This is a genomic window from Pseudomonas sp. GW821-FHT07G06, from assembly GCF_058986625.1.
In genome coordinates, this window is record NZ_JBYSVW010000001.1 from 644,573 (window position 1) to 670,227 (window position 25,655).

The 25,655-nt window shown below is 60.3% G+C and carries 23 protein-coding genes and 2 tRNA genes; 20 read left to right on the top strand and 5 right to left on the bottom strand.

The window, feature by feature from the left end:
* Positions 1 to 6: 6 nt before the first annotated feature.
* From AC3WJW_RS02865 to AC3WJW_RS02885, 5 genes are read left to right on the top strand one after another with little or no spacing between them, the layout of a single operon-like run.
* Entirely contained in the window at positions 7 to 789 is a 783-nt protein-coding gene (locus AC3WJW_RS02865) for a transporter substrate-binding domain-containing protein (protein ID WP_008052144.1), read from the top strand.
* A 56-nt stretch (positions 790 to 845) separates the two neighbouring features.
* Positions 846 to 1,574, top strand: coding sequence for an ABC transporter permease (locus tag AC3WJW_RS02870; RefSeq protein ID WP_095943917.1), 729 nt, complete (start codon positions 846 to 848; stop codon positions 1,572 to 1,574).
* Positions 1,571 to 2,281, top strand: a complete 711-nt coding sequence (locus AC3WJW_RS02875) for an ABC transporter permease (protein WP_102702564.1) — start codon at positions 1,571 to 1,573, stop codon at positions 2,279 to 2,281. Before AC3WJW_RS02870 ends, AC3WJW_RS02875 begins: the two co-directional genes overlap by 4 nt.
* A 26-nt stretch (positions 2,282 to 2,307) precedes the next feature.
* The gene (locus tag AC3WJW_RS02880) at positions 2,308 to 3,426 is read left to right on the top strand and encodes a succinylglutamate desuccinylase/aspartoacylase family protein (protein WP_493725046.1); all 1,119 of its coding nucleotides are present in this window, start codon (positions 2,308 to 2,310) and stop codon (positions 3,424 to 3,426) included.
* Between the two features lie 13 nt (positions 3,427 to 3,439).
* Entirely contained in the window at positions 3,440 to 4,204 is a 765-nt protein-coding gene (locus AC3WJW_RS02885) for an ABC transporter ATP-binding protein (RefSeq protein WP_104450648.1), read from the top strand.
* A 130-nt stretch (positions 4,205 to 4,334) separates the two neighbouring features.
* Here the strand turns inward: AC3WJW_RS02885 and AC3WJW_RS02890 are convergent, their stop codons facing one another.
* On the bottom strand, positions 4,335 to 4,544 hold the full coding sequence (locus tag AC3WJW_RS02890; RefSeq protein ID WP_015093806.1) for a hypothetical protein: 210 nt from the start codon (positions 4,542 to 4,544) through the stop codon (positions 4,335 to 4,337).
* 107 nt (positions 4,545 to 4,651) lie between these two features.
* A complete protein-coding gene (gene dcd, locus AC3WJW_RS02895) occupies positions 4,652 to 5,218 on the bottom strand; it encodes a dCTP deaminase (protein ID WP_007940589.1) in 567 nt (188 codons plus the stop codon).
* A gap of 353 nt (positions 5,219 to 5,571) precedes the next feature.
* Between dcd and AC3WJW_RS02900 the strand changes: the two genes are divergently transcribed.
* The gene (locus tag AC3WJW_RS02900) at positions 5,572 to 5,781 is read left to right on the top strand and encodes a cold-shock protein (RefSeq protein WP_002554837.1); all 210 of its coding nucleotides are present in this window, start codon (positions 5,572 to 5,574) and stop codon (positions 5,779 to 5,781) included.
* Positions 5,782 to 5,918: 137 nt separating this feature from the next.
* Here AC3WJW_RS02900 and AC3WJW_RS02905 read toward each other — a convergent pair whose 3' ends face one another.
* Positions 5,919 to 6,926, bottom strand: a complete 1,008-nt coding sequence (locus AC3WJW_RS02905) for a DUF481 domain-containing protein (RefSeq protein WP_218503871.1) — start codon at positions 6,924 to 6,926, stop codon at positions 5,919 to 5,921.
* Positions 6,927 to 7,089: 163 nt separating this feature from the next.
* Between AC3WJW_RS02905 and AC3WJW_RS02910 the strand changes: the two genes are divergently transcribed.
* The 4 genes from AC3WJW_RS02910 (at position 7,090) to AC3WJW_RS02925 (ending at position 11,879) form a co-directional block, all read left to right on the top strand.
* A complete protein-coding gene (locus AC3WJW_RS02910) occupies positions 7,090 to 7,443 on the top strand; it encodes an MGMT family protein (protein ID WP_007971652.1) in 354 nt (117 codons plus the stop codon).
* A gap of 44 nt (positions 7,444 to 7,487) precedes the next feature.
* Entirely contained in the window at positions 7,488 to 9,047 is a 1,560-nt protein-coding gene (locus AC3WJW_RS02915) for an AmpG family muropeptide MFS transporter (protein WP_493725047.1), read from the top strand.
* Between the two features lie 143 nt (positions 9,048 to 9,190).
* Positions 9,191 to 10,906 (top strand): proline--tRNA ligase, encoded by a 1,716-nt coding sequence (locus AC3WJW_RS02920; RefSeq protein WP_493725048.1) that lies wholly within the window; start codon positions 9,191 to 9,193, stop codon positions 10,904 to 10,906.
* Positions 10,907 to 10,925: 19 nt separating this feature from the next.
* A complete protein-coding gene (locus AC3WJW_RS02925) occupies positions 10,926 to 11,879 on the top strand; it encodes a hypothetical protein (protein ID WP_493725049.1) in 954 nt (317 codons plus the stop codon).
* Positions 11,880 to 11,973: 94 nt separating this feature from the next.
* Here AC3WJW_RS02925 and dinB read toward each other — a convergent pair whose 3' ends face one another.
* Complete coding sequence (gene dinB, locus AC3WJW_RS02930) at positions 11,974 to 13,035, bottom strand: DNA polymerase IV (RefSeq protein ID WP_493725145.1); 1,062 nt, start codon at positions 13,033 to 13,035, stop codon at positions 11,974 to 11,976.
* 284 nt (positions 13,036 to 13,319) lie between these two features.
* Here dinB and AC3WJW_RS02935 point away from each other — a divergent pair.
* From AC3WJW_RS02935 to AC3WJW_RS02950, 4 genes are all read left to right on the top strand, one after another.
* A tRNA-Met gene (locus AC3WJW_RS02935) sits at positions 13,320 to 13,396 on the top strand.
* A 232-nt stretch (positions 13,397 to 13,628) separates the two neighbouring features.
* Positions 13,629 to 13,702 (top strand) — tRNA-Met (locus AC3WJW_RS02940).
* 285 nt (positions 13,703 to 13,987) lie between these two features.
* A complete protein-coding gene (gene mprF, locus AC3WJW_RS02945) occupies positions 13,988 to 16,630 on the top strand; it encodes a bifunctional lysylphosphatidylglycerol flippase/synthetase MprF (RefSeq protein WP_493725050.1) in 2,643 nt (880 codons plus the stop codon).
* A complete protein-coding gene (locus AC3WJW_RS02950; RefSeq protein WP_493725051.1) occupies positions 16,630 to 17,925 on the top strand; it encodes a virulence factor family protein in 1,296 nt (431 codons plus the stop codon). Before mprF ends, AC3WJW_RS02950 begins: the two co-directional genes overlap by 1 nt.
* 242 nt (positions 17,926 to 18,167) lie before the next feature.
* Here the strand turns inward: AC3WJW_RS02950 and AC3WJW_RS02955 are convergent, their stop codons facing one another.
* Entirely contained in the window at positions 18,168 to 20,069 is a 1,902-nt protein-coding gene (locus AC3WJW_RS02955; RefSeq protein WP_493725052.1) for a potassium transporter Kup, read from the bottom strand.
* 292 nt (positions 20,070 to 20,361) lie between these two features.
* On the opposite strand from AC3WJW_RS02955, the gene rimO reads away from it, so the two are divergent.
* The 6 genes from rimO (at position 20,362) to tsaA (ending at position 25,536) form a co-directional block, all read left to right on the top strand.
* Positions 20,362 to 21,699 (top strand): 30S ribosomal protein S12 methylthiotransferase RimO, encoded by a 1,338-nt coding sequence (gene rimO / locus AC3WJW_RS02960; protein WP_007971167.1) that lies wholly within the window; start codon positions 20,362 to 20,364, stop codon positions 21,697 to 21,699.
* Between the two features lie 112 nt (positions 21,700 to 21,811).
* Entirely contained in the window at positions 21,812 to 22,285 is a 474-nt protein-coding gene (locus AC3WJW_RS02965) for a GNAT family N-acetyltransferase (protein WP_218503839.1), read from the top strand.
* Between the two features lie 191 nt (positions 22,286 to 22,476).
* Entirely contained in the window at positions 22,477 to 23,187 is a 711-nt protein-coding gene (locus AC3WJW_RS02970; RefSeq protein WP_493725053.1) for an rRNA pseudouridine synthase, read from the top strand.
* Between the two features lie 76 nt (positions 23,188 to 23,263).
* Positions 23,264 to 23,734 (top strand): YehS family protein, encoded by a 471-nt coding sequence (locus tag AC3WJW_RS02975; protein ID WP_493725054.1) that lies wholly within the window; start codon positions 23,264 to 23,266, stop codon positions 23,732 to 23,734.
* 209 nt (positions 23,735 to 23,943) lie between these two features.
* A complete protein-coding gene (locus tag AC3WJW_RS02980) occupies positions 23,944 to 24,714 on the top strand; it encodes an SDR family oxidoreductase (RefSeq protein WP_493725055.1) in 771 nt (256 codons plus the stop codon).
* 120 nt (positions 24,715 to 24,834) lie between these two features.
* Entirely contained in the window at positions 24,835 to 25,536 is a 702-nt protein-coding gene (gene tsaA / locus AC3WJW_RS02985; RefSeq protein ID WP_493725056.1) for a tRNA (N6-threonylcarbamoyladenosine(37)-N6)-methyltransferase TrmO, read from the top strand.
* Positions 25,537 to 25,655: the final 119 nt, after the last annotated feature.

Here is a 25,655-nt window from a genome sequence, read left to right on the forward strand (position 1 = left end):
TGAATAATGAAAAAAGCATTGCTGACCCTTTCTGCACTGGCATTGTGCATGGCTGCTGGCTCCGCCATGGCGAAAGAATACAAAGAACTGCGTTTCGGCGTTGACCCTTCCTACGCACCGTTCGAGTCGAAAGCAGCCGATGGCAGCCTGGTAGGCTTCGACATCGATCTGGGGAACGCGATCTGCGCCGAACTGAAGGTCAAGTGCAAGTGGGTCGAAAGTGACTTCGATGGCATGATCCCTGGCCTCAAAGCCAACAAATTCGACGGCGTGATCTCGTCGATGACCGTTACCGAAGCCCGTGAGAAAGTCATCGACTTCTCCAGCGAGCTGTTTTCCGGCCCAACCGCCTACGTGTCCAAAAAAGGTTCTGGCGTGACTGAAGACGTCGCCTCTCTCAAGGGCAAGACCGTCGGCTACGAACAAGGCACCATCCAGGAAGCCTATGCCAAAGCCGTTCTGGACAAGGCTGGCGTGAAAACCCAGGCCTACGCCAACCAGGATCAGGTCTACGCCGATTTGACTTCCGGTCGTCTCGATGCAGGGATTCAGGACATGCTGCAAGCCGAACTGGGCTTCCTGAAGTCGCCACAGGGCGCCGACTACGATGTCAGCAAGCCGGTCGACAACGCTTTGCTGCCATCCAAAACAGCCATCGGCATTAAGAAAGGTAACACCGAGCTGAAAGCACTTTTGGATAAAGGTATCAAAGCGTTACACGATGATGGCACCTACGCCACCATTCAGAAGAAACACTTTGGCGATCTGAATCTGTACAGCGGCAAATAATGCCCGGCGCCCATCTCGCGATGGGCGCTTTTTTCATCCGATCAGGTTGCTGATTTATGTTCGAAAACCTATTAGAAAATCTGGGGCTCTCTGCCTTCAGCCTCAAGGGCTTCGGTCCGCTGCTGATGCAAGGCACCTGGATGACGATCAAGTTGTCGGCGTTGTCGCTATTGGTGGCCGTGTTGCTCGGGCTGCTCGGCGCCAGTGCCAAGCTGTCAAAAGTCAAACTGATGCGCGTGCCTGCCCAGCTCTACACCACCCTCATTCGCGGCGTTCCGGACCTGGTCCTGATGCTGTTGATCTTCTACAGCCTGCAAACCTGGCTGACCTCCCTGACCGATTACATGGAATGGGAATACATCGAGATCAACCCGTTCAGTGCCGGGGTCATTACCCTCGGCTTTATCTACGGTGCGTATTTCACCGAAACCTTCCGTGGCGCGATCCTTGCCGTCCCACGGGGTCAGGTCGAAGCGGCCACCGCCTATGGCCTCAAGCGCGGCCAGCGTTTCTGGATCGTAGTGTTCCCGCAGATGATGCGTTATGCCCTGCCGGGTATCGGCAATAACTGGATGGTGATGCTCAAGGCCACCGCCCTGGTGTCGATCATCGGCCTCGCCGATCTGGTCAAGGCTGCCCAGGACGCCGGCAAAAGCACCTATCAGCTGTTTTACTTCCTGGTGCTTGCCGCATTGATCTACCTGGTAATCACCAGCGCGTCCAACTTCATCCTGCGCTGGCTTGAGCGTCGTTACTCCGCCGGTACCCGGGAGGCCGTACGATGATCGAACTTCTGCAGGAATACTGGAAACCCTTCCTCTATAGCGACGGCAACAACATCACCGGCCTGGCCATGACGATGTGGCTGCTCAGCGCTTCGATCTTCATCGGCTTTATCGTGTCGATCCCGCTGTCCATCGCCCGTGTATCGCCGCACTTCTACATCCGTTGGCCGGTGCAGTTCTATACCTACCTGTTCCGTGGCACGCCGCTCTATATCCAGCTGCTGATCTGTTACACGGGGATCTACAGCCTGGCCGCCATTCGGGCCCAGCCAGTACTGGACGCATTCTTTCGCGATGCGATGAACTGCACGATCCTGGCCTTCGCCCTGAACACCTGCGCCTACACCACGGAGATTTTCGCCGGGGCAATCCGCAGCATGGCCCACGGTGAAGTGGAAGCGGCCAAGGCTTACGGCCTGACAGGCTGGAAGCTGTATGCCTACGTGATCATGCCGTCGGCCCTGCGTCGCTCGTTGCCGTATTACAGCAACGAAGTGATTCTGATGCTGCACTCGACCACCGTGGCCTTCACCGCGACCATCCCGGACATCCTGAAAGTCGCGCGGGACGCCAACTCGGCGACATTCCTGACCTTCCAGTCGTTCGGCATCGCCGCGCTGATCTACCTGACCGTCACTTTTGCGCTGGTCGGCCTGTTCCGCCTTGCCGAACGCCGATGGCTGGCCTTCCTCGGGCCGACCCACTAGGTCTCAACCTGCTTCAGGAACAACAGATGCGCCACCAGAAACATGACCTGCTGGCCCCGCTGCCGGGGACCGCACGACAGATCCACAGCTTTCACTTCGGCCCACAACCGGCCAACGGCAAGATCTACATCCAGGCCTCCCTGCACGCCGACGAAATGCCCGGCATGCTGGTGGCCTGGCACCTCAAGCAACGCCTGGCGGAGCTGGAAGCCGCCGGTCGCCTGCGCAGCGAAATCGTGCTCGTACCCATCGCCAACCCGGTGGGCCTGGAACAGGTAGTGATGGATGTTCCGCTGGGCCGCTACGAGCTGGAAAGCGGCCAGAACTTCAACCGCTGGTTCGTCGACCTCAGTGAAGAAGTCGGCAACGCGATCGAGGGCAAGCTCGGTGACGATCCGCAGCACAACCAGCAACTGATCCGCGGCAGCCTGCGCGAGGCACTGGCCCGGCAGACTGCCGACACCCAATTGCAATCCCAGCGCCTGGCCCTGCAACGACTGGCCTGCGACGCCGACATGGTGCTTGACCTGCATTGCGACTTCGAAGCAGTCACGCATCTGTACACCACCCCGGAAGCCTGGCCGCAGGTCGAGCCCCTGGCCCGTTACATCGGCGCCGAAGCCAGCCTGCTGGCAACGGACTCTGGCGGCCAGTCGTTCGATGAATGCTTCACCCTGCTGTGGTGGCAGTTGAAAGAGCGCTTCGGCGAACACTTCGACATTCCACCGGGCAGTTTTTCGGTGACCGTCGAATTGCGCGGTCAGGGCGACGTCAATCATCCACTGGCGAGCCGAGATTGCCAGGCACTGATCGATTACCTGACCCATTTCGGCGCGATCGCCGGCGAATCCGCGCCCCTGCCCGACCTGCCCTATCCGGCGACACCGCTGGCCGGTGTAGAGCCGGTAGCCACGCCTGCCGGCGGGCTGCTGGTGTTCACCGCGCTGCCGGGGCAATACCTGGAAGCCGGGCAACTGATCGCCGAGGTCATTGATCCGATCAACGATCGCGTCACTCCCGTTCACTGCTCCGCCGCCGGGCTGATGTACGCCCGCTCGCTGCGCCGCATGGCCACTGCCGGCATGGTGATCGCCCACGTCGCGGGCACCGAAGCCTATCGCAGCGGCTATCTACTTTCGCCTTGAGGATGCACGCCCCATGTACAAATTGACCATCGAAGGCCTGCATAAAAGCTATGGCGACCATGAAGTCCTCAAAGGTGTTTCGCTCAAGGCCAGTACCGGCGACGTCATCAGCCTGATCGGCGCCAGTGGCTCGGGTAAAAGTACCTTTCTGCGTTGCATCAACTTCCTGGAACAACCCAACGACGGCGCCATGAGCCTCGACGGGCAGAACATCCGCATGATCAAGGATCGTCACGGCATGCACGTGGCCGATGCCAATGAACTGCAGCGGATTCGCACCCGCCTGGCCATGGTGTTCCAGCACTTCAACCTGTGGAGCCACATGACGGTGCTGGAAAACATCACCATGGCGCCGCGCCGGGTGCTGGGCTGCGACAGGAAAGAAGCCGAGGACCGCGCCCGGCGCTACCTCGACAAGGTAGGGCTGGCCTCCCGTGTGGCGGACCAGTACCCGGCATTCCTGTCCGGCGGCCAGCAACAACGGGTGGCGATTGCGCGCGCACTGGCCATGGAGCCGGAAGTCATGCTGTTCGACGAACCGACCTCGGCGCTGGACCCTGAACTGGTGGGCGAAGTGCTCAAGGTGATCCAGGGCCTGGCCGAAGAAGGCCGGACCATGATCATGGTGACCCACGAAATGAGCTTTGCCCGCAAAGTATCGAGCCAGGTGCTGTTTCTGCACCAGGGCCTGGTGGAGGAAGAAGGCGCGCCGGAAGACGTGCTGGGGAACCCGAAAAGCGAGCGGTTGAAGCAGTTCCTCAGTGGCAACCTGAAATAACGTCTACAGAAAAACCTGTGGGAGCGGGCTTGCTCGCGAAGGCGGTGTGTCAGTGGCATTCATGCAGCCTGACACACCGCCTTCGCGAGCAAGCCCGCTCCCACTTTTTTGATCTATAGCGTCTGATCTATCAGACAACAGGCGCGGGCGGTGGCTCATCCGGCAAAGTAGGTTCGCCAGGCTCCATCGGCTGCTCATTCGGGGTATCAGGATCAGGCTGGCCGGGGATGCCCCCTGCCATGCTGACGGGCGGATGTGCCAACAAGGACCAGGCCAGAACGCCAACCTGATTGGGTTCAAGCCTTGCCAGTTCGGCACTGATTCGCGGATCGATCTTCATTCGGCACTCCTGGGCGATGGCCCGACCCGCCTTGCGCGGATCGGAACAGTACACTCCATAGAGTGTACGCCCGCTCAGGAATTCCCGACATTTGTCGGACGGTTGACTCAGGTGCGCGGCAGGGTCACGCCACGCTGGCCCTGATACTTGCCACCACGGTCCTTGTAGGACACTTCACACTCTTCGTCCGACTCGAGGAACAACATCTGCGCCACGCCTTCGTTGGCGTAGATTTTCGCCGGCAGATTGGTGGTGTTGGAGAACTCCAGGGTCACGTGACCTTCCCACTCTGGCTCGAGCGGCGTGACGTTGACGATGATGCCGCAGCGCGCGTAAGTGCTTTTACCCAGGCAAATGGTCAATACATTGCGCGGAATGCGGAAGTATTCGACGGTGCTGGCCAGGGCGAAGGAGTTCGGCGGAATGATGCACACGTCGCTGTGGATGTCGACGAAGCTGCCGGCATCGAAGTTTTTCGGGTCGACGATGGCCGAATTGATGTTGGTGAACACCTTGAAATGATTGGTGCAACGCACGTCGTAGCCGTAGCTCGACACGCCGTAGGAGATCACACGGCTATCGTCGCTGCCGCGCATCTGGCGCTCGACGAAAGGCTCGATCATGCCGTGTTCCTGCGCCATGCGGCGAATCCACTTGTCCGATTTGATGCTCATGGCGGGTGTCCTGAATTGCGAGGTCGAAAAATTCTGTCCGGCATCTTACCGGGCGCGCCGCCGGGTTCAAAGTCCGGGGTGCAATTCTCGCCGAACAGGCAGGAATTACGCGCGTTGGCGACGAACCGTCACACCGCCGATCCTTAAAACAGAGAAACCTTCGCAAGAAGCATTGGCACGTCCCGGAAAAAGGGTTAAGGTGGCGTCACTGTGCTGCTTGTGTCACTGAGAATCTCTACACGATATGTTGAATTTCGATCCAACCATCTACAAGAATTTTTCCTGCTCTTTGCACTCAGTCTCGGCCAGGGTTCTTCCTGAGTCGCAGTTATCTTTGTTCAAGGAGTTACACCATGTCTAATCGCCAAACCGGTACCGTTAAGTGGTTCAACGATGAAAAAGGCTTCGGCTTCATCACCCCACAATCCGGTGACGACCTGTTCGTTCACTTCAAAGCTATCCAGTCCGACGGCTTCAAAAGCCTGAAAGAAGGCCAACAGGTTTCTTTCATCGCTACCCGCGGTCAGAAAGGCATGCAAGCTGAAGAAGTTCAAGTTATCTAACTTGTACTTGCTTTAGTAAAAAGCCCCGCCCTCAACAGCGGGGCTTTTTTGTGCCTGTGTGTTTTTCACAGGTAAAAAAAGATCGCAGCCTGCGGCAGCTCTGTAGGAGCTGCCGCAGGCTGCGATCCTTTAGCGTCTTACCAGGTCACGCCAAACCCTGCGGTGTAACGTGTCTTGTCCAGATCCGCATCGTCGGTGCCGCTGATGATGTCCCGCTCCGCCTTCAGGTTCAGCGAAGCCCAGTCAGTCACCTTGTAGCGCAACCCCATCTCGGCATCGAGTGCGTAGTCGGCCACACCCGACAGCGGCTTGCCGACTTCACCATTGGTGAAGAACTCGACACGCTTGCCGATCAGGTAGCGGTTGTAGTCCCACGTCATGGCCAGGGCGTAGAAACTTTCCTTGCTGCCATCGGAGAAATCATAGTCCGTGCGGTTGACCAGCGAACCCAGGGAGAACGCCCCGAGTTCGTTATCCCAGAACTGATAGCCGGGACCCGTACCAACGGTGCGCTGACGGGAAAGGTCTTCGACCTTGTCGCGCTTGTACACCAGGCGCCCCTGCCAGAACCATTGTTCGGTCAGGAACCGGTCGATGGAATACTCGGCCCGCCAGTTGTCCGTGGTCACCACGTCGTCCTGGAACTCGCGGTTGTATTCGCCTTCGGCGGTATGCCGCCAGCGACCGTGGCGCGCAGTGGTCTTGAAATCGATGTCGTAGTCATCGGTGTCGTTTTCCGCCCGCTGATAATCCAGCGCGACATCGACATTGCCTTTCCACACCAGATCCTCGACCACCGGTTTTGGCTTGAGAATCTGCTGAATGCTCGCCAGTTCGACCGTCTTCGGTGCCTCGCCGTTGGCCAGCGTGACCTTGCCGGCGTCTGCCGCTTTCAGCGACTTGGCTTTCTCGCCCGTATAGGCATCCTGCTTGACCAGCAACTCCTGATCGCTGTCCAGGGTCTTGACCTGCTTCCAGTCGATCGTCACCGCACCGGCATACTCGGTCTGGATCAGCAGCTTGCCACCATCGAACAGCGTGATCTTGCCACTGAGCTTGTCACCGTTCTTCAACCACACGGTATCGGCAAGCAAGGGAGTGGAGGCGCCAAGGACAGCGAGACATAGCAGGGATCTGGACAACATAAGCAAAATACGGGCTCGGAATTGCGAAAAAAATCGGCATTATCCGTAGGAATAAGGCCCTGACAAGGACTGACCCGACTATTTCTGTGGAGTTCATTTCTCAAGCGCCCGTGCAGGAATTACTCTACAGACGGTAAAGCAGACTTCTTCAGGACTGACGGACGTGACCGATCCAACCGATGAACCCGAGAGCGCAGCGCAAATCCGACGCACGGCGCTGTATCTGACTCTGGCGCAAGTTCCCGAGGGCAAAGTCGTCAGCTACGGCCAGTTGGCCGAGCTTGCAGGATTGGGTCGCGCCGCTCGCTGGGTGGGCCGCACGCTCAGCCAATTGCCGAGTGACAGCAAACTGCCCTGGCACCGCGTTCTGGGCGCAAACGGGCGTATCAGCCTGCCGGTCGGCAGCCCTTCGGGCGATGAGCAGCGCGCACGATTACGCATGGAGGGCATCAGCGTCCTGAATAATCGTGTTGATATTCAGCGCCATGGCTGGCGTCCGGTAGAGCACAGCGGTTAGAGTGCGCGCTTTGTTTCCGTATTTCTTGAGGCAGACTCCAGCCCATGCCCCGTAAAACCTGGCGCGCCGCGCTCGCCGCTTATGCCAGCCCCTCGACACTCGTGCTGTTGCTGCTTGGCTTCGCCGCCGGCCTGCCCTACATGCTGGTGTTTTCGACACTTTCGGTCTGGCTCCGTGAAGCCGGCGTGGCTCGTGAAACCATTGGCTATGCAAGCCTGATCGGCCTGGCCTATGCCTTCAAATGGGTCTGGTCGCCCTTGCTCGACCAATGGCGACTGCCATTGCTCGGCAAACTCGGCCGACGACGATCCTGGCTCGTATTGTCCCAGGCACTGGTCATCCTGGGCCTGATCGGGATGGGTTTCTGCGACCCGCAAAAGCATCTGTCCTGGCTGATCGCCATTGCCGTGGTCGTCGCTTTCGCATCAGCGACGCAAGACATTGCAGTGGACGCCTACCGCCTGGAAATCGCCGAAGACAATCGCCAGGCCGCCCTGGCCGCCAGCTATATGTCCGGTTACCGGGTCGCCGCGCTGCTGGCTACCGCAGGCGCGCTGTACTTCGCCGAAGGCTTTGGCTCCACCGGCTTCAACTACAAGCATTCGGCCTGGGCCGGCACTTACATACTGTTCGGCGCGCTGATGGTCCCGGCACTGCTGACGTCCCTGTTCATGCGCGAACCACCCGTGCCGTTGCGCACGCAACTGCAGGCCGGGCGCTACAGCTTCATGCATCAACTGGCCTCGGTGTTCGTGCTGATCATTTTGCTGGTGTCCGTGCCAGCCATGTTCACCCAGCTCTACAACACCGACTTCGCCAGCGTACTGTTCGAAGGCGTGAGCCTGCTCGACCTGCTGCTCGAAGACCGCGCATTCCTGCGGGCCATCCTCTACATCACGCTGACCGCCCTGTGCCTCTCGGCCATGGGCCGTCGCGGCCTGGCGCCGGTGCTGACGCCGGTCAACGACTTCATCCTGCGATACCGCTGGCAAGCGCTGCTGCTGCTCGGCCTGATCGCCACCTATCGGATGTCCGATACGGTCATGGGCGTGATGGCCAACGTGTTCTATATCGATCAGGGGTTCACCAAGGACCAGATCGCCAGCGTGAGCAAAATCTTCGGCCTGATCATGACCCTGGTCGGCGCCGGCATGGGCGGCCTGCTGATCGTGCGTTTCGGCATCCTGCCAATCCTGTTCATCGGCGGCGTCGCATCCGCGGCGACCAACATCCTGTTCCTGATGCTCGCCGACATGGGTCCCAACCTGAACATGCTGGTACTGACCATCTCCCTGGACAACTTCAGTTCAGGCCTGGCCACCTCGGCCTTCGTGGCCTACCTGTCGAGCCTGACCAACCTCAAGTTCTCCGCCACCCAGTACGCCCTGCTCAGCTCGATCATGCTGTTGCTGCCACGCCTGATCGGCGGCTACTCAGGGGTCATGGTGGAGAAGTTCGGTTATCACGATTTCTTCCTGATTACCGCCCTGCTCGGCGTCCCGACCCTGCTGCTGATCGCCCTGCACTGGTTCCAGGAGAACCGCCGCGCAGGTCCGACACCCACCCCGGAACCGCTGCAGACCCCGGTCGCCGAAGAATCGTAGGATTATTACGCAGGAAGAATCGCGGAGGGCCGAGTGAATCGCGCCCTCCTGCCACACCACCGACCGCACGCCTGTACGCCAGCGGATCTCGCCCGTACAATGCTCCGTCATTTCTCGTCATCAGCAATCGATAACGGCCAACCATGCGCACCAGTCAATTTTTGCTCGCCACACAAAAAGAAACGCCTTCCGACGCGGTCGTGATCAGCCACCAGCTGATGCTGCGCGCCGGCATGATCCGCAAGCTTGCCTCGGGCCTGTACACCTGGCTGCCGATGGGCTTGCGGGTAATGCGCAAGGTCGAAGCCGTCGTTCGTGAAGAAATGAACGCCGCCGGCTCTCTCGAAGTGTTGATGCCGAGCACGCAACCGGCCGAGCTGTGGCAGGAATCCGGGCGCTGGGAAGAGTACGGCCCTGAATTGCTGCGCTTCAAGGATCGCCACGGTCGCGACTTCTGCGCCGGCCCGACCCACGAAGAAGTCATCACCGACCTGATGCGCAACGAGTTGAGCAGCTACAAGCAGCTGCCGATCAACCTGTACCAGATCCAGACCAAATTCCGTGACGAAATCCGCCCACGCTTCGGCCTGATGCGCGGCCGCGAATTCATCATGAAGGACGCCTACTCGTTCCACGCTGACCAGCCTTCGCTGCAGGTCACCTACGACCGCATGCACCAGGCCTACTGCAACGTGTTCACCCGTCTGGGCCTGAAGTTCCGCCCTGTTGAAGCCGACAACGGCTCCATCGGCGGTGCCGGCTCCCACGAGTTCCACGTGCTGGCCGAGTCCGGTGAAGACGACATCGTGTTCAGCAACGGCTCCGACTACGCCGCGAACATCGAGAAAGCCGAAGCCGTGCCACGGGAAACCTCGCGCGCCGCTGCGACGGAAGAACTGCGCCTGGTCGACACGCCGAACGCCAAGACCATTGCGCAACTGGTCGAAGGCTTCAACCTGCCGATCGAGAAAACCATCAAAACCCTCGTGGTGCACGCCGAAGAGAAAGGCAAGCTGATCGCCCTGATCATCCGTGGCGACCATGAGCTGAACGAAATCAAGGCCGCCAACCAGCCAGGCGTGGCCAGCCCCCTGGTCATGGCCTCGGAAAGCGAACTGCGCGAAGCCATTGGCGCCGGCGCCGGCTCCCTCGGCCCGCTGAACCTGCCGCTGCCGATCATCATCGACCGCTCGGTCGAGCTGATGAGCGACTTCGGCATCGGTGCCAACATCGACGACAAACACTACTTCGGCGTGAACTGGGAGCGCGACCTGCCTGTTCCGACCGTTGCCGACCTGCGCAACGTCGTGGCCGGCGACCCGAGCCCGGACGGCAAAGGCACCCTGGAAATCAAGCGCGGCATCGAAGTCGGGCACATCTTCCAGCTGGGCAACAAGTACAGCAAAGCGATGAAGTGCGAAGTACTGGGCGAGAACGGCAAGCCGGTCACCCTGGAAATGGGCTGCTACGGCATTGGCGTGTCCCGCGTGGTGGCGGCTGCCATCGAGCAGAACAACGACGAAAACGGGATCATCTGGAGCGACACGCTCGCGCCGTTCCAGATTGCCCTGGTGCCGCTGCGCTACGAAACCGAGCAGGTTCGCGAAGCCACCGACAAGCTGTACGCGGAACTGACCGCTGCCGGCTTCGAAGTGCTGCTGGACGACCGTGACAAGAAAACCAGCCCGGGCATCAAGTTCGCGGACATGGAACTGATCGGCATTCCACACCGGATCGTGGTCAGCGACCGCGGCCTGGCCGAAGGCAACCTGGAATACAAGAGCCGTACCGAGGCCGACGCACAAGCGCTGCCGGTCGCCGACGTGCTGTCCTTCCTTCAGGCCCGCATCCGCCGCTGATAGCAGATATAGAGACGTCATGTTCAAGCGAAACACCTTAGGCCTCGGTGGCGCCGCCTTGTGCGGCGCGCTTCTGGTCAGCGGCTGTGCCAATCAAATGTCACAACGCAGCGAGCACGAGGAACGGGTCGAGCGCAAACTGCTCGATCACAGCCTGCAGATCGATGTCGGAGAGCCCAAGGTGCTTGAGCTGCCGCAACGGCGGGTGAAAATCCACGAGCAGAAGACTTTCGAAGTCACCGAGTACGAAGTCACGCGTCACTATGACCGCTATACGCCGTACCAACCCTGGCGGGAGATCTACGAAATCCCGCTGGGCGCGGTGGCCGTGGTGGCGGGTGTCGGTGCCAACGTGGTCAATGTGTTCGCCCTCGGCAATCTGCCGGACAGCGTGACCAAGGACTGGCTGAGCTACGGTTTCGCCGGGCTCAACCCGTTCATGAACGTGCAGTCCCATGGCCGCGCGCAGCAGAACCTGGCCGGTATTGATGAAGTCCAGCGCGACAAACGCACGGAGTACTCAAGCCTGCCCTGGAGCGAGCGCCCGGTCGAGGTCAAGGCCGGCAAGGAAACCTTCGAACTGACCACCGACAAAAATGGCGTGCTGCGCCTGAATCTGTTGGATAACCCGTTCGCCGAACATGACATCAATCATCTGAGCCGCTTGCTGATTCGTGTTGAGGCTGCCCAGGACAACGTGCACACCGATGCCACCCTGGCCGTCAGCAGCACCTTGCGCAGCAAGCTCTATGAGGCTCACGGGCTGATTTATGACGATCTCGAAGGCGACGAAGTCAGCCAGTGGGTCCACCGGGTCAAACGCCTGTCGGAGCTGGGTCTTGAAGAAGAAGCCAGTGAGCTGGAACAGAGCCTGATCGAGCTGACGCGCAACGATCCAGAATTGCAGACCGAGTTCCTGAAGTCGCTGGCCCGCAATGGCGAGCGGCTGGTGGCGAATCCGGGGCTGAACTAAGCCCCAAAAAAGATCGCAGCCTGCGGCAGCTCCTACAGACGAACGCGATCTTCTGTAGGAGCTGCCGCAGGCTGCGATCTTTTATGTTTCAGGCCTACCGCTCAAACAACTCCATCTGCTCGAACCCACCCCGCAAGTCCTCCAGCCGCACGCCCACGCCCAACAACCGCACTGGCTTACCGCCACGATTGAAGGCCTGGGTCAGCATCAACTGATAACTTCCCAGATCCCGCCCTGCCCCGGCCTGCTCCAATGTCGTCTGCGTGAAGTCGTGAAATTTCACTTTGACGAATGGCTTGCCCGGACGATAACTGCTGTCGATTCGCGCCATGCGACCGGCCAGGGTCTCCAGCAGCTCGGGCAACTTATCCAGGCAACTCTTCAGGTCTGGCAGGTCAACATCGTAGGTATTTTCGACACTGATTGACTGACGACGACTGTCGTTGTGCACCACACGCTCATCAATCCCACGGGCCAGGCTCCAGAGTCGTTCGCCAAAGCTGCCGAACTCACGCACCAGCGCCAACTTGTCCCACTCGCGCAGTTGCAGGCAATCCGTGATTCCCAGCTTGGAAAGCTTGTCGGCGGTGACTTTGCCGACTCCGTGCAACTTGCTCACCGGCAAGCCACTGACAAAGTCCTCGACCTGGTCCGGAGTGATGACGAACAGCCCGTTGGGCTTTTTCCAGTCGCTGGCGATCTTGGCCAGAAACTTGTTCGGCGCTACCCCCGCGGACACGGTGATGTGCAACTGATTGGAGACCCGGCGCCGGATGTCCTGGGCAATTCGCGTTGCACTGCCAGCGAAATGCGCGCTGTCCGACACATCGAGATACGCCTCGTCGAGCGAGAGCGGCTCGATGATCTCGGTGTAATCGCGAAAGATCGTGTGGATTTCCCTGGACGCTTCTCGATAGGCGTCCATGCGCGGCTTGACGATGGTCAGGTCCGGGCACAACTTCAAGGCATGCCCCGAGGACATCGCCGAACGCACCCCATACGCCCGCGCCTCATAATTGCAGGTGGCGATCACCCCGCGCCGGTCCGCCGACCCGCCCACCGCCAATGGCTTGCCGGCCAGACGCGGGTCGTCACGCATCTCAATGGCGGCGTAGAAACAGTCACAATCGACGTGGATGATCTTTCGCTGAGTCATGGCAAGGAAAAGGCGAATTGGTGTGACGGACATCCAGTATCTCACCGACACCTGTATATAGCACCAGTAGTCTGAATGTTCTTTTCGATGCGTGGGAAATGTCGTTGGTAAATTTATTTTTTCAATCAGAAAAACATTCCCGATAGAGCCGCAGGCCTTGCCCCGCCTGCCTCACAGACTGACCAACCCGCTCCGCGGAAAGCTAACCGATTGAAGCAAAACAGGTTTTATCGGAATTGAAGGTTGACACCCCGGCGTATCTCTATAGAATGCCGACACACAGACGCGGGATGGAGCAGTCTGGTAGCTCGTCGGGCTCATAACCCGAAGGTCGTCGGTTCAAATCCGGCTCCCGCAACCAAACATCAAAAAAGGCTACTCGAAAGAGTGGCCTTTTTTGTGCGCGCCTGTTTTGTAGAGCCGGACACCGAAACCCGGCACCCTTACTGGCTCGAGCAGTCAGCAGAAATCGTTCTGATTCCGAAACTTAGGCATAGGCTGCGACCGTTTGCCGCGTTTTAACGTTTATTTGACCTGGTTCTGGATTAACGGTTGACACCCTGACGATTCTCTATAGAATGCCGCCACACAGACGCGGGATGGAGCAGTCTGGTAGCTCGTCGGGCTCATAACCCGAAGGTCGTCGGTTCAAATCCGGCTCCCGCACGCAACCAAACATCAAAAAAGGCTACTCGAAAGAGTGGCCTTTTTTGTATCTGTTGAAAAAGTCCTTTCGCAACAATGATCTGTCACTGTGCAGCAAGCCGTTTGGGGCCACCCATGCGCCGGGTTCAGACTATGCTCAATCGCAGACTGAAGCCCTCACGACTGATGTCGCGCCGTCCCCGCCGCCCGGTGACAGGCGTTAATATTTGTGATTATTTTTTTCTACAGGGATTGGTAACTTGGCTGGATACCCCCATCCTGTCGCGCACAATCCAAGAGGTGATTGATGCGCGCCAACTCGTCTGATTCACAAGACACTGTCACAGCGACACAACCGATCAAGGCTGAGCGTTTGCGCCTGCTTGATCGTTTGAGCAAATACCGCCAACCCATTGGCCTGGCGATCACCCTGCTGTTGTTCGCGATCGCGTTGATTGCCTGTCGCCACCTGCTGAGCGAACTCGACCTTTACGCGCTGCACGACTCGATCCTCGAAGTTCCGAAACCTGCCTTGATGGGCGCACTGGGCGCAACCGTGGTGGGCTTCATCATTCTGCTCGGCTACGAATGGTCGGCCAGCCGCTATGCCGGGGTGAGCCTGGCGCCGCGCACGCTGGCACTGGGCGGATTCACGGCCTTTGCCATCGGCAACGCCATCGGCCTTTCAATGTTGTCGGGCGGCTCGGTTCGCTATCGCCTCTATGCCCGACATGGCCTGGGAGCGGCTGAAGTCGCCCGCATGACGCTGTTCGCCAGCCTCTCGCTGGGTTGCGCCCTGCCGCCGCTGGCCGCCCTGGCGACGCTCAGCGACCTGCCTGCCGCGGCCACCGCCCTGGGACTCTCCGAGATATTGCTTGGCGTAGTGGCGAGTGCCGTGCTCGTGCTGTTTTCGGTGCTGGCCATCGGCATCTACCGTCGCCGGCTGCCGGATCAGCCTTACCCGGACAACCTGCTGGTCAGGATCGGGCGCCGCACCCTGCGCCTTCCCGGGACTCGCCTGACGTTCCTGCAATTGATCATCACCGCCCTGGACGTTGCAGCCGCCGCTACGGTGCTCTATCTGCTGCTGCCGGAAACGCCACCCTTCGGTGCGTTTATCCTGGTTTACCTGCTGGCGCTGGCCGCTGGCGTGCTCAGTCATGTGCCGGGCGGTGTCGGGGTGTTCGAGGCGATCTTGCTGGCGGCCTTTTCCGACACCCTGGGTGCTGCGCCACTGGCGGCCGCCCTGCTGCTCTATCGCTTGATCTACGTGGTCCTGCCCTTGCTGGTGGCCTGCCTGCTGTTGCTGGTCAACGAAGGTCAGCGCCTGTTCCAGACACGCCAGACATTGCGCGCGGCCTCGGGCCTGGCGGCACCGATACTGGCGGTGCTGGTGTTTCTGTCCGGTGTTGTCCTGCTGTTCTCCGGCGCCACCCCGGAAATCGACACCCGTCTGGAACACATCGGTTTTCTGATCCCCCATCGACTGGTCGATGCTTCGCACTTTGGCGCCAGCCTGGTCGGCGTGCTTTGCCTGTTGCTGGCCCAGGGTCTGCGCCGCCGGTTGTCGGCCGCGTGGATGCTGACCACCATCCTGCTGCTGGTCGGCGCCCTGCTCTCACTGCTCAAGGGTTTCGACTGGGAAGAGGCCAGCCTGATGGTGCTGACGGCGAGCCTGCTCGGGGTGTTCCGCCGCTCGTTCTACCGCCCCAGCCGCCTGACCGAAGTACCGTTCTCGCCGCTGTACCTGGTGGCCAGCCTGTGCGTGCTCGGGGCGTCGATCTGGTTGCTGCTGTTTGCCTATCAGGACGTTCCGTACAGCCATCAACTCTGGTGGCAATTCACTCTGGACGCCGATGCCCCTCGCGGCCTGCGTTCGCTGCTCGGGGCTGCCGTGCTACTGGTCGTGGTGTCGCTGACCTGGTTGCTGCGCACCGCGCGCCCGGTCATTCACCTGCCGACACCCGAGGAGCTGGAGCGCGCCAGCAAGATCCTCATGGCCTCCGCGCAACCCGATGGCGGCCTGGCCCTGACCGGTGACAAGGCGCTGCTGTTTCACCCCAATGACGAGGCGTTCCTGATGTACGCCCGTCGCGGCCGCAGCCTGGTGGCGCTGTATGACCCGATCGGCCCGGGCCAGCAACGGGCGGAAATGATCTGGCAGTTCCGCGACCTGTGCGACATCCACCACGCCCGCCCCGTGTTCTATCAAGTGCGCGCAGAGAACCTGCCGTACTACATGGACATCGGCCTGACCGCGATCAAGCTGGGCGAAGAAGCCCGGGTCGACCTCAAGCGTTTTGATCTCGAAGCCAAGGGCAAAGAGATGAAGGACCTGCGCTACACCTGGAACCGTGGCACCCGTGACGGCCTGTCGCTGGAAATCTTCGAGCCGGGCCAGGCGCCGATGGATGAACTCAAGGTGATTTCCGATGCCTGGCTGACCGGCAAGAATGTCCGCGAGAAAGGTTTTTCGCTGGGCCGTTTCAGCGATGACTACCTGAAGTATTTCCGCATCGCAGTGATTCGTTTCGAAGGACGCCCGGTGGCGTTCGCCAACTTGCTCGAGACCTACGGCCACGACCTGGCCAGCCTCGACCTGATGCGCGCGCACCCGGACGCCCCGAAGCTGACCATGGAATTCATGATGGTCGGCCTGATTCAACATTATAAAAACCATGGATACGCGCGTTTCAGCCTGGGTATGGTGCCGTTGTCGGGGTTGCAACCCCGTCGCGGCGCGCCATTGACCCAGCGCCTGGGCTCGATGGTATTCCGCCGTGGTGAGCAGCTGTACAACTTCCAGGGCTTGCGCCGCTTCAAAGACAAGTTCCAGCCTGATTGGGAACCCCGTTATATGGCCGTGCCCGCCGGACTCGATCCGCTGGTTGCGCTGGCCGACACTGCCGCCCTGATCGCGGGCGGCTTGACCGGATTGGTGAAACGCTGATGATTCAACGCTCCTTGCGGTATGTATTGGGCACGCTGGTGATAGTGGCCCTGATTCTCGCTGGCGGCTTCTGGTACCTGAAACGCCCGGCACCGGAACCGACCCTCGAATGGCTGACCCCGACCGATGGTGCGGCGATGACCCGTGTCATCCCCGGCACCACGCCACGCGCCCAGGTGCTGGTGGCGGTCAACGAAGACCAGAAACTCAGCGACAAGCAATTGATGACCCTGAGCCGCAGTGGCTCGGCGCAGATTGTCCAGGTGATCCTGCCCAAGGACTGCCTGCTGCAAAGTCGCGCCCTGCAGTCGGGCCTGAGAGAACTCGAAGGCCCGGCGACCCTGGTCAGCGGCATCGGCCCGGGTGCCGTGCTGGCCTGGCGCTGGTTGTCCGAGCAGAAGAATGACAAGGCCCAGGCCGTCTCGGTCGACCTGGCCCTGGAAAAGGGCGGCTGCACTCACCTGCTGCCCAAAAGCGCTGCCCACGGTCACTGGCTGGTCGCGTGGAACGACAACCCGGACGACACCAGTGCCGGCTTCGTGCGTAATCAGCCGAACGCCGAAACCAGCATCAGCGACTACGACATCAACCTGCCGCAAGTGCTGAACAACGAACTGCGCAAGATCCTCGTCGGCGGCGACAAAGCCGCTGGCGGCCTGCAGATTCCGGTGGTCGAAGTGCCCGCCGGTCAGGCCAGGGACACCGTGACCCTGTTCCTGTCCGGTGACGGCGGCTGGCGCGACCTCGACCGCGATGTGGCGGGCGAGATGGCCAAGATCGGCTACCCGGTGGTCGGCATCGACACCCTGCGCTACTACTGGCAGCACAAGAGCCCTGAGCAAAGCGCGCTGGACCTGACCGAACTGATGCAGCACTACCGGCAGAAATGGGGCACCAAGCGCTTCATCCTGACCGGTTACTCGTTCGGTGCCGATGTTCTGCCAGCAATCTATAACCGCCTGGCCGAATCGGAACAGCAGCGCGTCGACGCGATCATCCTGCTGGCCTTCGCCCGCACCGGCAGCTTCGAAATCGAAGTCGAAGGCTGGCTCGGCAACGCCGGCAAGGAAGCCGCCACCGGCCCGGAAATGGCCAAGCTGCCAGCCGCCAAAGTGGTGTGCATCTACGGTGAAGAAGAAACCGACGAGAGTGGCTGCACCGACAAGACGGCGGTGGGCGAAGCCATCAAGTTGCCTGGCGGCCACCACTTCGACGAGAACTACCCGGCGCTGGCCAAGCGTCTGGTGGAGGTGATCGAGAAGCGGCAGGTGAAGGAAACTGAAGCTCAGGAGTGATCTGAGTCTCACTAAAGAGCCCTCGTTATCTTACGGTAGCGGGGGCTTTTTCATTCCTGCGTGCACCACCCCCCCTGTGGGAGCGAGCTTGCTCGCGATAGCGGTAGATCAGTCAGCATTTCTGTTGAATGTGGCACCGCCATCGCGAGCAAGCTCGCTCCCACAGAGGTTCTGAAGTATCCAGCGACCAGGTACAAAAAAGCCCCCGCTGCCGCAAGGCAACGGGGGCTTTTTGATGAGGCTTACATCTCGACCTGAGTACCCAACTCAATCACCCGGTTCAGCGGCAGATTGAAGAAACGCAAATTGCCGTTGGCGTTCTGCAACATGAAGGCAAACAGCGCTTCCCGCCAACGAGACATGCCTTCGAGCTTGGAAGCGATGACCGTCTCGCGACTGAGGAAGTAAGTCGTGCGCATCGGGCTGAAGTCCAGTTCATCGAGATGACACAGCTTCAACGCCTTCGGTACGTCCGGCTCGTCGGTGAAGCCGAAGTGCAGGATCACCCGGAAGAAACCTTCACCGTAGGAATCCACCTCGAAGCGCCGCGTCGGCGGCACCCGCGGGATGTCTTCGTACACCACCGTCAGCAGTACCACTTGCTCATGCAACACCTGGTTATGCAGCAGGTTGTGCAACAGTGCGTGGGGTACGGCATCCGGCCGCGCCGTCAGGAACACGGCAGTACCCTGAACGCGATGGGGCGGTTGTACCGCGATGCTGCTGATAAAGATCGGCAGCGGCAACCCCCCCTCATCGATGCGCTCGACCAGCAACTGCTTGCCGCGCTTCCAGGTGGTCATCAGCACAAACAGCGCGAAACCGGCGATCACCGGAAATGCACCGCCCTGAACGATTTTCGGTACGTTGGCGGCGAAGTACAAACCATCTACCAGCAGGAAACCCAACAGGATCGGCACCACAAGGACCGGTGGCCACTTCCACAGCAGCAGGATCACCGCGGACACCAGGATAGTGGTCATCAGCATGGTGCCCGTCACTGCCACGCCGTAGGCCGAGGCCAGGGCGCCGGAGGATTCGAAACCGATCACCAGCAGAATCACGCCGACCATCAACGCCCAGTTCACCGCACCGATGTAGATCTGGCCCTGTTCGGCACTGGACGTGTGCTGGATATGCATGCGCGGAATGTAACCTAGCTGGATCGCCTGACGGGTCAGGGAGAACGCACCGGAAATCACCGCTTGCGAGGCAATCACCGTGGCCAGGGTCGACAGGCCGACCAGCGGGATCAATGCCCAGCTCGGTGCCAGCAGGTAGAACGGGTTACGGGCAGCTTCCGGATCGCCCAGCAGGAGCGCGCCCTGGCCGAAGTAGTTCAGCACCAGCGCCGGCAGCACGAGAATGAACCAGGCACGAGCGATCGGCTTGCGGCCAAAGTGGCCCATGTCCGCGTACAGCGCTTCGGCACCGGTCAGTGCGAGTACCACGGCGCCGAGAATCGTCACACCCATGCCCGGGTGGACCATGAAGAAACGCACGCCCCACACCGGGTTCATCGCTTCCAGGACTTCCGGATGCTGGCTGATGCCATAGACGCCCAGTGCACCCAGCACCAGGAACCAGGTGACCATGATCGGCCCGAACAGAATGCCGATGCGCGCAGTGCCGTGACGCTGGATCAGAAACAGCGCGACCAGCACCACCAGCGACAATGGCACCACCCAATGGTCGATACCTTCGAATGCCAGCCCCAGGCCTTCGATCGCCGACAGCACGGAAATCGCCGGGGTAATCATGCTGTCGCCATAGAACAGCGCCGCACCGATCAGCCCGCAAACCACCAACAACGTGCGCAACTTCGCGTGGCCCGCCGCCGCCCGCCGGGCCAGTGCGGTCAGGGCCATGATCCCGCCTTCGCCCTGGTTGTCAGCGCGCAGGACGAACATCATGTACTTGATCGACACGACCCAGATCAGCGACCAGAAAATGAGTGCCAGAATCCCCAGCACCCCGTCATGGTTGACCGGCACGCCATAGCCGCCGGAAAACACTTCCTTGAGGGTGTACAACGGACTGGTGCCGATATCGCCATAAACCACCCCGACTGCCGCGACCAGCATACCGATCGGCTTCACCGCCGAGTGCTCGGCACCGGCAGCCTGACTACTTGCCTGACCCATCCACCACTCCTACTTCTCAGACCCGGGCTTCTTTGAAAGAAGCACTATGCTTTGTCGTGCAGCATGCGCTGTTTTACATAAGGTTACAGACGTTTTGTTGACTGTAAAAAACCAGTAAAGCGTAACGGCGCGAAGCATAGCGCAGCACTCGTCGTATTTCCCTGCATAAAGCTGGTCAAGTGGGCTTACCATCGCTAGAATTGCGCACTTTTTGATCAGAGGCGCCAAATAAGCGCCCGTCCGTCGTCTTGCCGCACTCGGCACGAGGCGTCACAAAATACCGAGGTTAGACATGTCCACCACTCCTGCGTCGGCCAATCCAAAGGTTGGCTTCGTATCCCTGGGTTGCCCCAAAGCACTGGTCGACTCCGAGCGCATCCTTACCCAGCTGCGCATGGAAGGCTATGACGTTGTCTCCACGTACCAGGACGCCGACGTCGTGGTGGTCAACACCTGCGGCTTCATCGATTCGGCCAAGGCCGAGTCCCTGGAAGTGATCGGCGAAGCCATCAAGGAAAACGGCAAGGTCATCGTGACCGGCTGCATGGGCGTCGAAGAAGGCAACATTCGCGACGTACACCCGAGCGTGCTGGCCGTGACCGGTCCGCAGCAGTACGAGCAAGTGGTCAACGCCGTGCACGAAGTCGTGCCGCCACGCCAGGACCACAACCCGCTGATCGACCTGGTGCCGCCACAAGGCATCAAGCTGACTCCGCGCCACTACGCCTACCTGAAGATTTCCGAAGGCTGCAACCACAGCTGCAGCTTCTGCATCATCCCGTCGATGCGCGGCAAACTGGTCAGCCGCCCGGTGGGCGACGTGCTCGACGAGGCCCAGCGCCTGGTCAAGTCCGGCGTCAAGGAACTGTTGGTGATCTCCCAGGACACCAGCGCCTATGGCGTCGACGTGAAATACCGCACCGGTTTCTGGAACGGCGCGCCAGTGAAAACCCGCATGACCGAACTCTGCGAAGCCCTGAGCACACTCGGCGTCTGGGTTCGCCTGCACTACGTTTACCCGTATCCGCACGTTGACGAGCTGATCCCGCTGATGGCCGCCGGAAAAATCCTGCCGTACCTGGACATCCCGTTCCAGCACGCCAGCCCGAAGGTGTTGAAATCGATGAAGCGCCCCGCCTTCGAAGACAAGACCCTGGCACGCATCAAGAACTGGCGCGAAATCTGCCCGGACCTGATCATCCGCTCGACCTTCATCGTCGGCTTCCCGGGCGAGACCGAAGAGGACTTCCAGTACCTGCTGAATTGGCTGACCGAAGCCCAGCTCGACCGCGTCGGCTGCTTCCAGTACTCGCCGGTTGAAGGCGCACCGGCCAATGACCTGGACCTGGAAGTCGTCCCGGACGACGTCAAGCAGGACCGTTGGGAGCGCTTCATGGCGCACCAGCAGGCCATCAGCTCGGCGCGCCTGCAAATGCGCATCGGCCGCGAGATCGAAGTGCTGGTCGATGAAGTCGACGAGCAAGGCGCCGTGGGCCGCTGCTTCTTCGACGCCCCGGAAATCGACGGTAACGTCTTCATCGATAACGGCAGCAACCTCAAGCCGGGCGACAAGGTCTGGTGCAAAGTGACCGACGCCGACGAATACGACCTGTGGGCTGAACAGATCTAAACGCAAAAAATACGAAAAGCCCCGCTCTCTTGACGAGATGCGGGGCTTTTTTACGGCTATCGTTTGCACATGGAAGGATTCCTATCAACCACGGCATAAGAGGCAGACGGGCATGCGTCAGCATTCGGTCATCCACACGCCGAAACTCGGCGACTACGAAGAATTGACCCGGGTCTGGGAGGCCTCGGTGCGCGCCACCCACGACTTTCTGCCGGACAGCTACATCGAACTGCTGAAAAATCTGGTGCTGACCCGCTACCTCGACTCGGTGATGCTGATCTGCACCAAGGATTCGAGCCAGCGCATCACCGGATTCGCCGGCGTCGCGGCAGGCAAGATCGAAATGCTCTTCATCGACCCCGACCATCGCGGCCAGGGCCTGGGCAAGAAATTGTTGCGCTACGCCCTGGAACACCTGAACGCCGATGAACTGGACGTCAACGAACAGAACCCGCAAGCCCTCGGCTTTTACTTCAAACAGGGTTTCGAGGTCATCGGTCGCTCGGAAGTCGATGGCATGGGCCAACCGTATCCGTTGTTGCACATGCGTATGCGTCAAAACCACAAACGTTCACAGCACGGCTGACACAAACACGAACCAGATGTGGGAGCGAGCCTGCTCGCGAAGGCGGTGTGTCAGACGCCATTGATGTCAGCTGACAGATTGCATTCGCGAGCAGGCTCGCTCCCACAAAATGCCACACGGTGTAAATGGAACCGGGATTAACCGGCGCCAGGCAGGTACAATGCCTACCCCCTTTTTGTTACGGCCCTGACATGACTGACCCGATTCGTCTCTCCAAACGCCTCATCGAACTCGTCGGCTGTTCCCGTCGGGAGGCTGAGCTGTTCATCGAGGGCGGCTGGGTCACCGTCGACGGCGTGGTCATCGACGAGCCGCAATTCAAGGTCGACACCCAGAAAGTCGAGCTTGATCCAGAAGCCAAGGCCACCGCGCCGGAACCGGTGACCCTGTTGCTCAACGTGCCGGCCGGCATGGACGCAGACACCGCCATGACCACCCTCGGCGCCGAGACCCTGAGCGAAGAACACCGCTACGGCAAGCGCCCCTTGCGTGGGCACTTCCTGCGACTGACCGCCAGCACCGACCTGCAGGCCAATGCCAGCGGGCTGCTGGTGTTCACCCAGGACTGGAAAATCCTGCGCAAGCTCACCGCCGACTCCAGCAAGATCGAGCAAGAGTATGTGGTCGAGGTTGAAGGCGAGATGGTGGCTCACGGCCTCAACCGTCTGAACCATGGCCTGACCTACAAGGGCAAGGAGTTGCCGGCGGTCAAGGCCAGTTGGCAGAACGAAAATCGCCTGCGCTTTGCCATGAAGAACCCGCAACCGGGCATCATCGCCCTGCTGTGCCAGGCCGTCGGCCTGAAGGTCGTCGCCATCCGCCGCATCCGCATCGGCGGCGTGTCCATCGGCAAAGTGCCCGTGGGGCAATGGCGCTACTTGTCCGGCAAAGAGAAGTTCTAAGGCTTTGCGCACCGCCACACTTTTCGGTGCTGCTGTTTTCGGCGGCACCCATAGCTGAATTATCAGGACTGCACACATGATTCATAACGACGTACTGCGCAGCGTGCGCTACATGCTCGACATCAGCGACAAGAAAGTCATCGAGATCATCAAGCTCGGCGGCCTGGACGTGACCCTGGCAGACCTGTTGACCTATCTCGACAAGAAAGAGGAAGACGAGGAAGGCTTTGTACGCTGCCCGGACGAAGTCATGGCACATTTCCTCGACGGCCTGGTGATCTTCAAGCGCGGCAAGGACGAAAGCCGTCCACCGCAGCCGATCGAAGTGCCGGTGACCAACAACATCATCCTGAAAAAGCTGCGGGTCGCGTTCGAGCTGAAAGAAGACGACATGCACGCGATCCTCAAGGCCGCCGAGTTCCCGGTGTCCAAGCCTGAGCTGAGCGCGCTGTTCCGCAAGTTCGGCCACACCAACTATCGCCCGTGCGGCGACCAGTTGCTGCGCAACTTCCTCAAGGGCCTGACCCTGCGCGTTCGTCCGCAATAAATCACTGCGCCCCCTGTAGGAGCTGCTGCAGGCTGCGATCTTTTGATCTCGCTTTTAAAAATCAAAATCAAAAGATCGCAGCCTGCGGCAGCTCCTACAAGGGTGGTTCAGGGCTTGGCCGTATGGCCATTCATTCCGCGCAAAAATAGTGGCTCCGTTTCGGACGGCTGACGACTAGGGTGTAAAGACCTCAGCTCTCAGGACTCGCCATGCATCCCTACTTTTCCCTGCAAGGCCGCACCGCCCTGGTGACCGGCGGCACCCGTGGTATCGGCAAGATGATCGCCAAGGCCTACGTCGAGGCGGGCGCCACCGTGTACGTCTGCGCCCGCGACGCCGAAGCCTGCCGGCAAACCGCCGACGAACTTGGAGCGTTTGGACACTGCCACGCCATGGTGGCCGACCTCGCCACCGAAGAGGGCGTCCTGCAACTGGCCACACGCCTGGGCGAGCAGATTTCCCACCTGGACATCCTGGTGAACAACGCCGGCACCACCTGGGGTGCGCCACTGGAGAGCTACCCGATCAAGGGCTGGGAAAAAGTCATGCAGCTCAACGTGACATCGGTGTTCAACTGCATCCAGCAATTCCTGCCCCTGCTGCGCAAGGCCGGTTCAGCGCAGAATCCCGCGCGGATCATCAACATTGGTTCGGTGGCCGGGATTTCATCCTTCGGCGAGCAGGCGTATGCCTACGGGCCGAGCAAGGCGGCGCTGCATCAACTGTCGAGGATTCTGGCGCGCGAACTGGTGAGCCAGCACATCAATGTCAATGTGATCGCCCCGGGTCGCTTTCCGAGCAAGATGACCCGGCACATTGGCGATGATGAACAGGCACTGGCTGAGGATACGGCGCTGATTCCAATGAAGCGCTGGGGCCGCGAGGAAGAGATGGCGGCGCTGGCGATCAGTCTGGCGAGTACGGCCGGAGCCTATATGACCGGGAACGTCATTCCGCTGGATGGCGGGTTCAGCCTTTAAAAGATCGCAGCCTGCGGCAGCTCCTACGCCGAACGAATTCCTCTGTAGGAGCTGCCGAAGGCTGCGATCTTTTGAACTTTAAGGCATCATCCCGGCCTGACTCCGCCTTGACCTCAAACCATGACCTACAGCGTTTCCCCCATCGGCTTCGTGCGCTCCTGCTTCAAGGAGAAGTTTGCCATTCCGCGCCAGCCACAACTGGCCCCGGCCGCCCGTGGGGTGCTGGAACTGGTGGCTCCGTTCGATCAAGGGGACGCGGTGCAGGGCCTGGAACAGGTCAGCCACGTGTGGCTGCTGTTCCTGTTCCACCAGGCCCTGGAGGAAAAGCCTCGCCTGAAGGTCCGCCCTCCTCGCCTCGGCGGCAACAAATCCATGGGCGTGTTCGCCACCCGCGCCACCCACCGCCCCAATGGCATCGGGCAATCAGTGGTGAAACTGGACAGGGTCGAAGCCAACCGCCTGTGGATCTCGGGCATCGATCTGCTGGATGGCACGCCGATTCTCGATATCAAGCCCTACGTGCCCTACGCCGACATCATCGATACAGCCACCAACAGCATCGCCAGCGCTGCGCCGCAGCTGATTCCCGTGCAGTGGACGGACACAGCACTGCTGCAGGCTCACGAGCATGCCCGGCGCCTTGATGAGCCTCTGGTCGAGTTGATCGAGCAATGCCTGGCACAGGATCCCCGCCCGGCCTATCAAACGCCTGCCCCCGAGCGGGAATACGGCGCGCAGTTCTGGGATCTGGATGTGCGTTGGCATTACCCGACACCGGAGCTGATCCGCGTCCTGGAAGTCATTCCCGCATCCCCCCTGTAGGAGCTGCCGCAGGCTGCGATCTTTTGATTTTGATTTTTAAAAACAAGATCAAAAGATCGCAGCCTGCGGCAGCTCCTACAGGAAAGCAAAAAGCCCGCGCTGCCTTGAGGCAGCGCGGG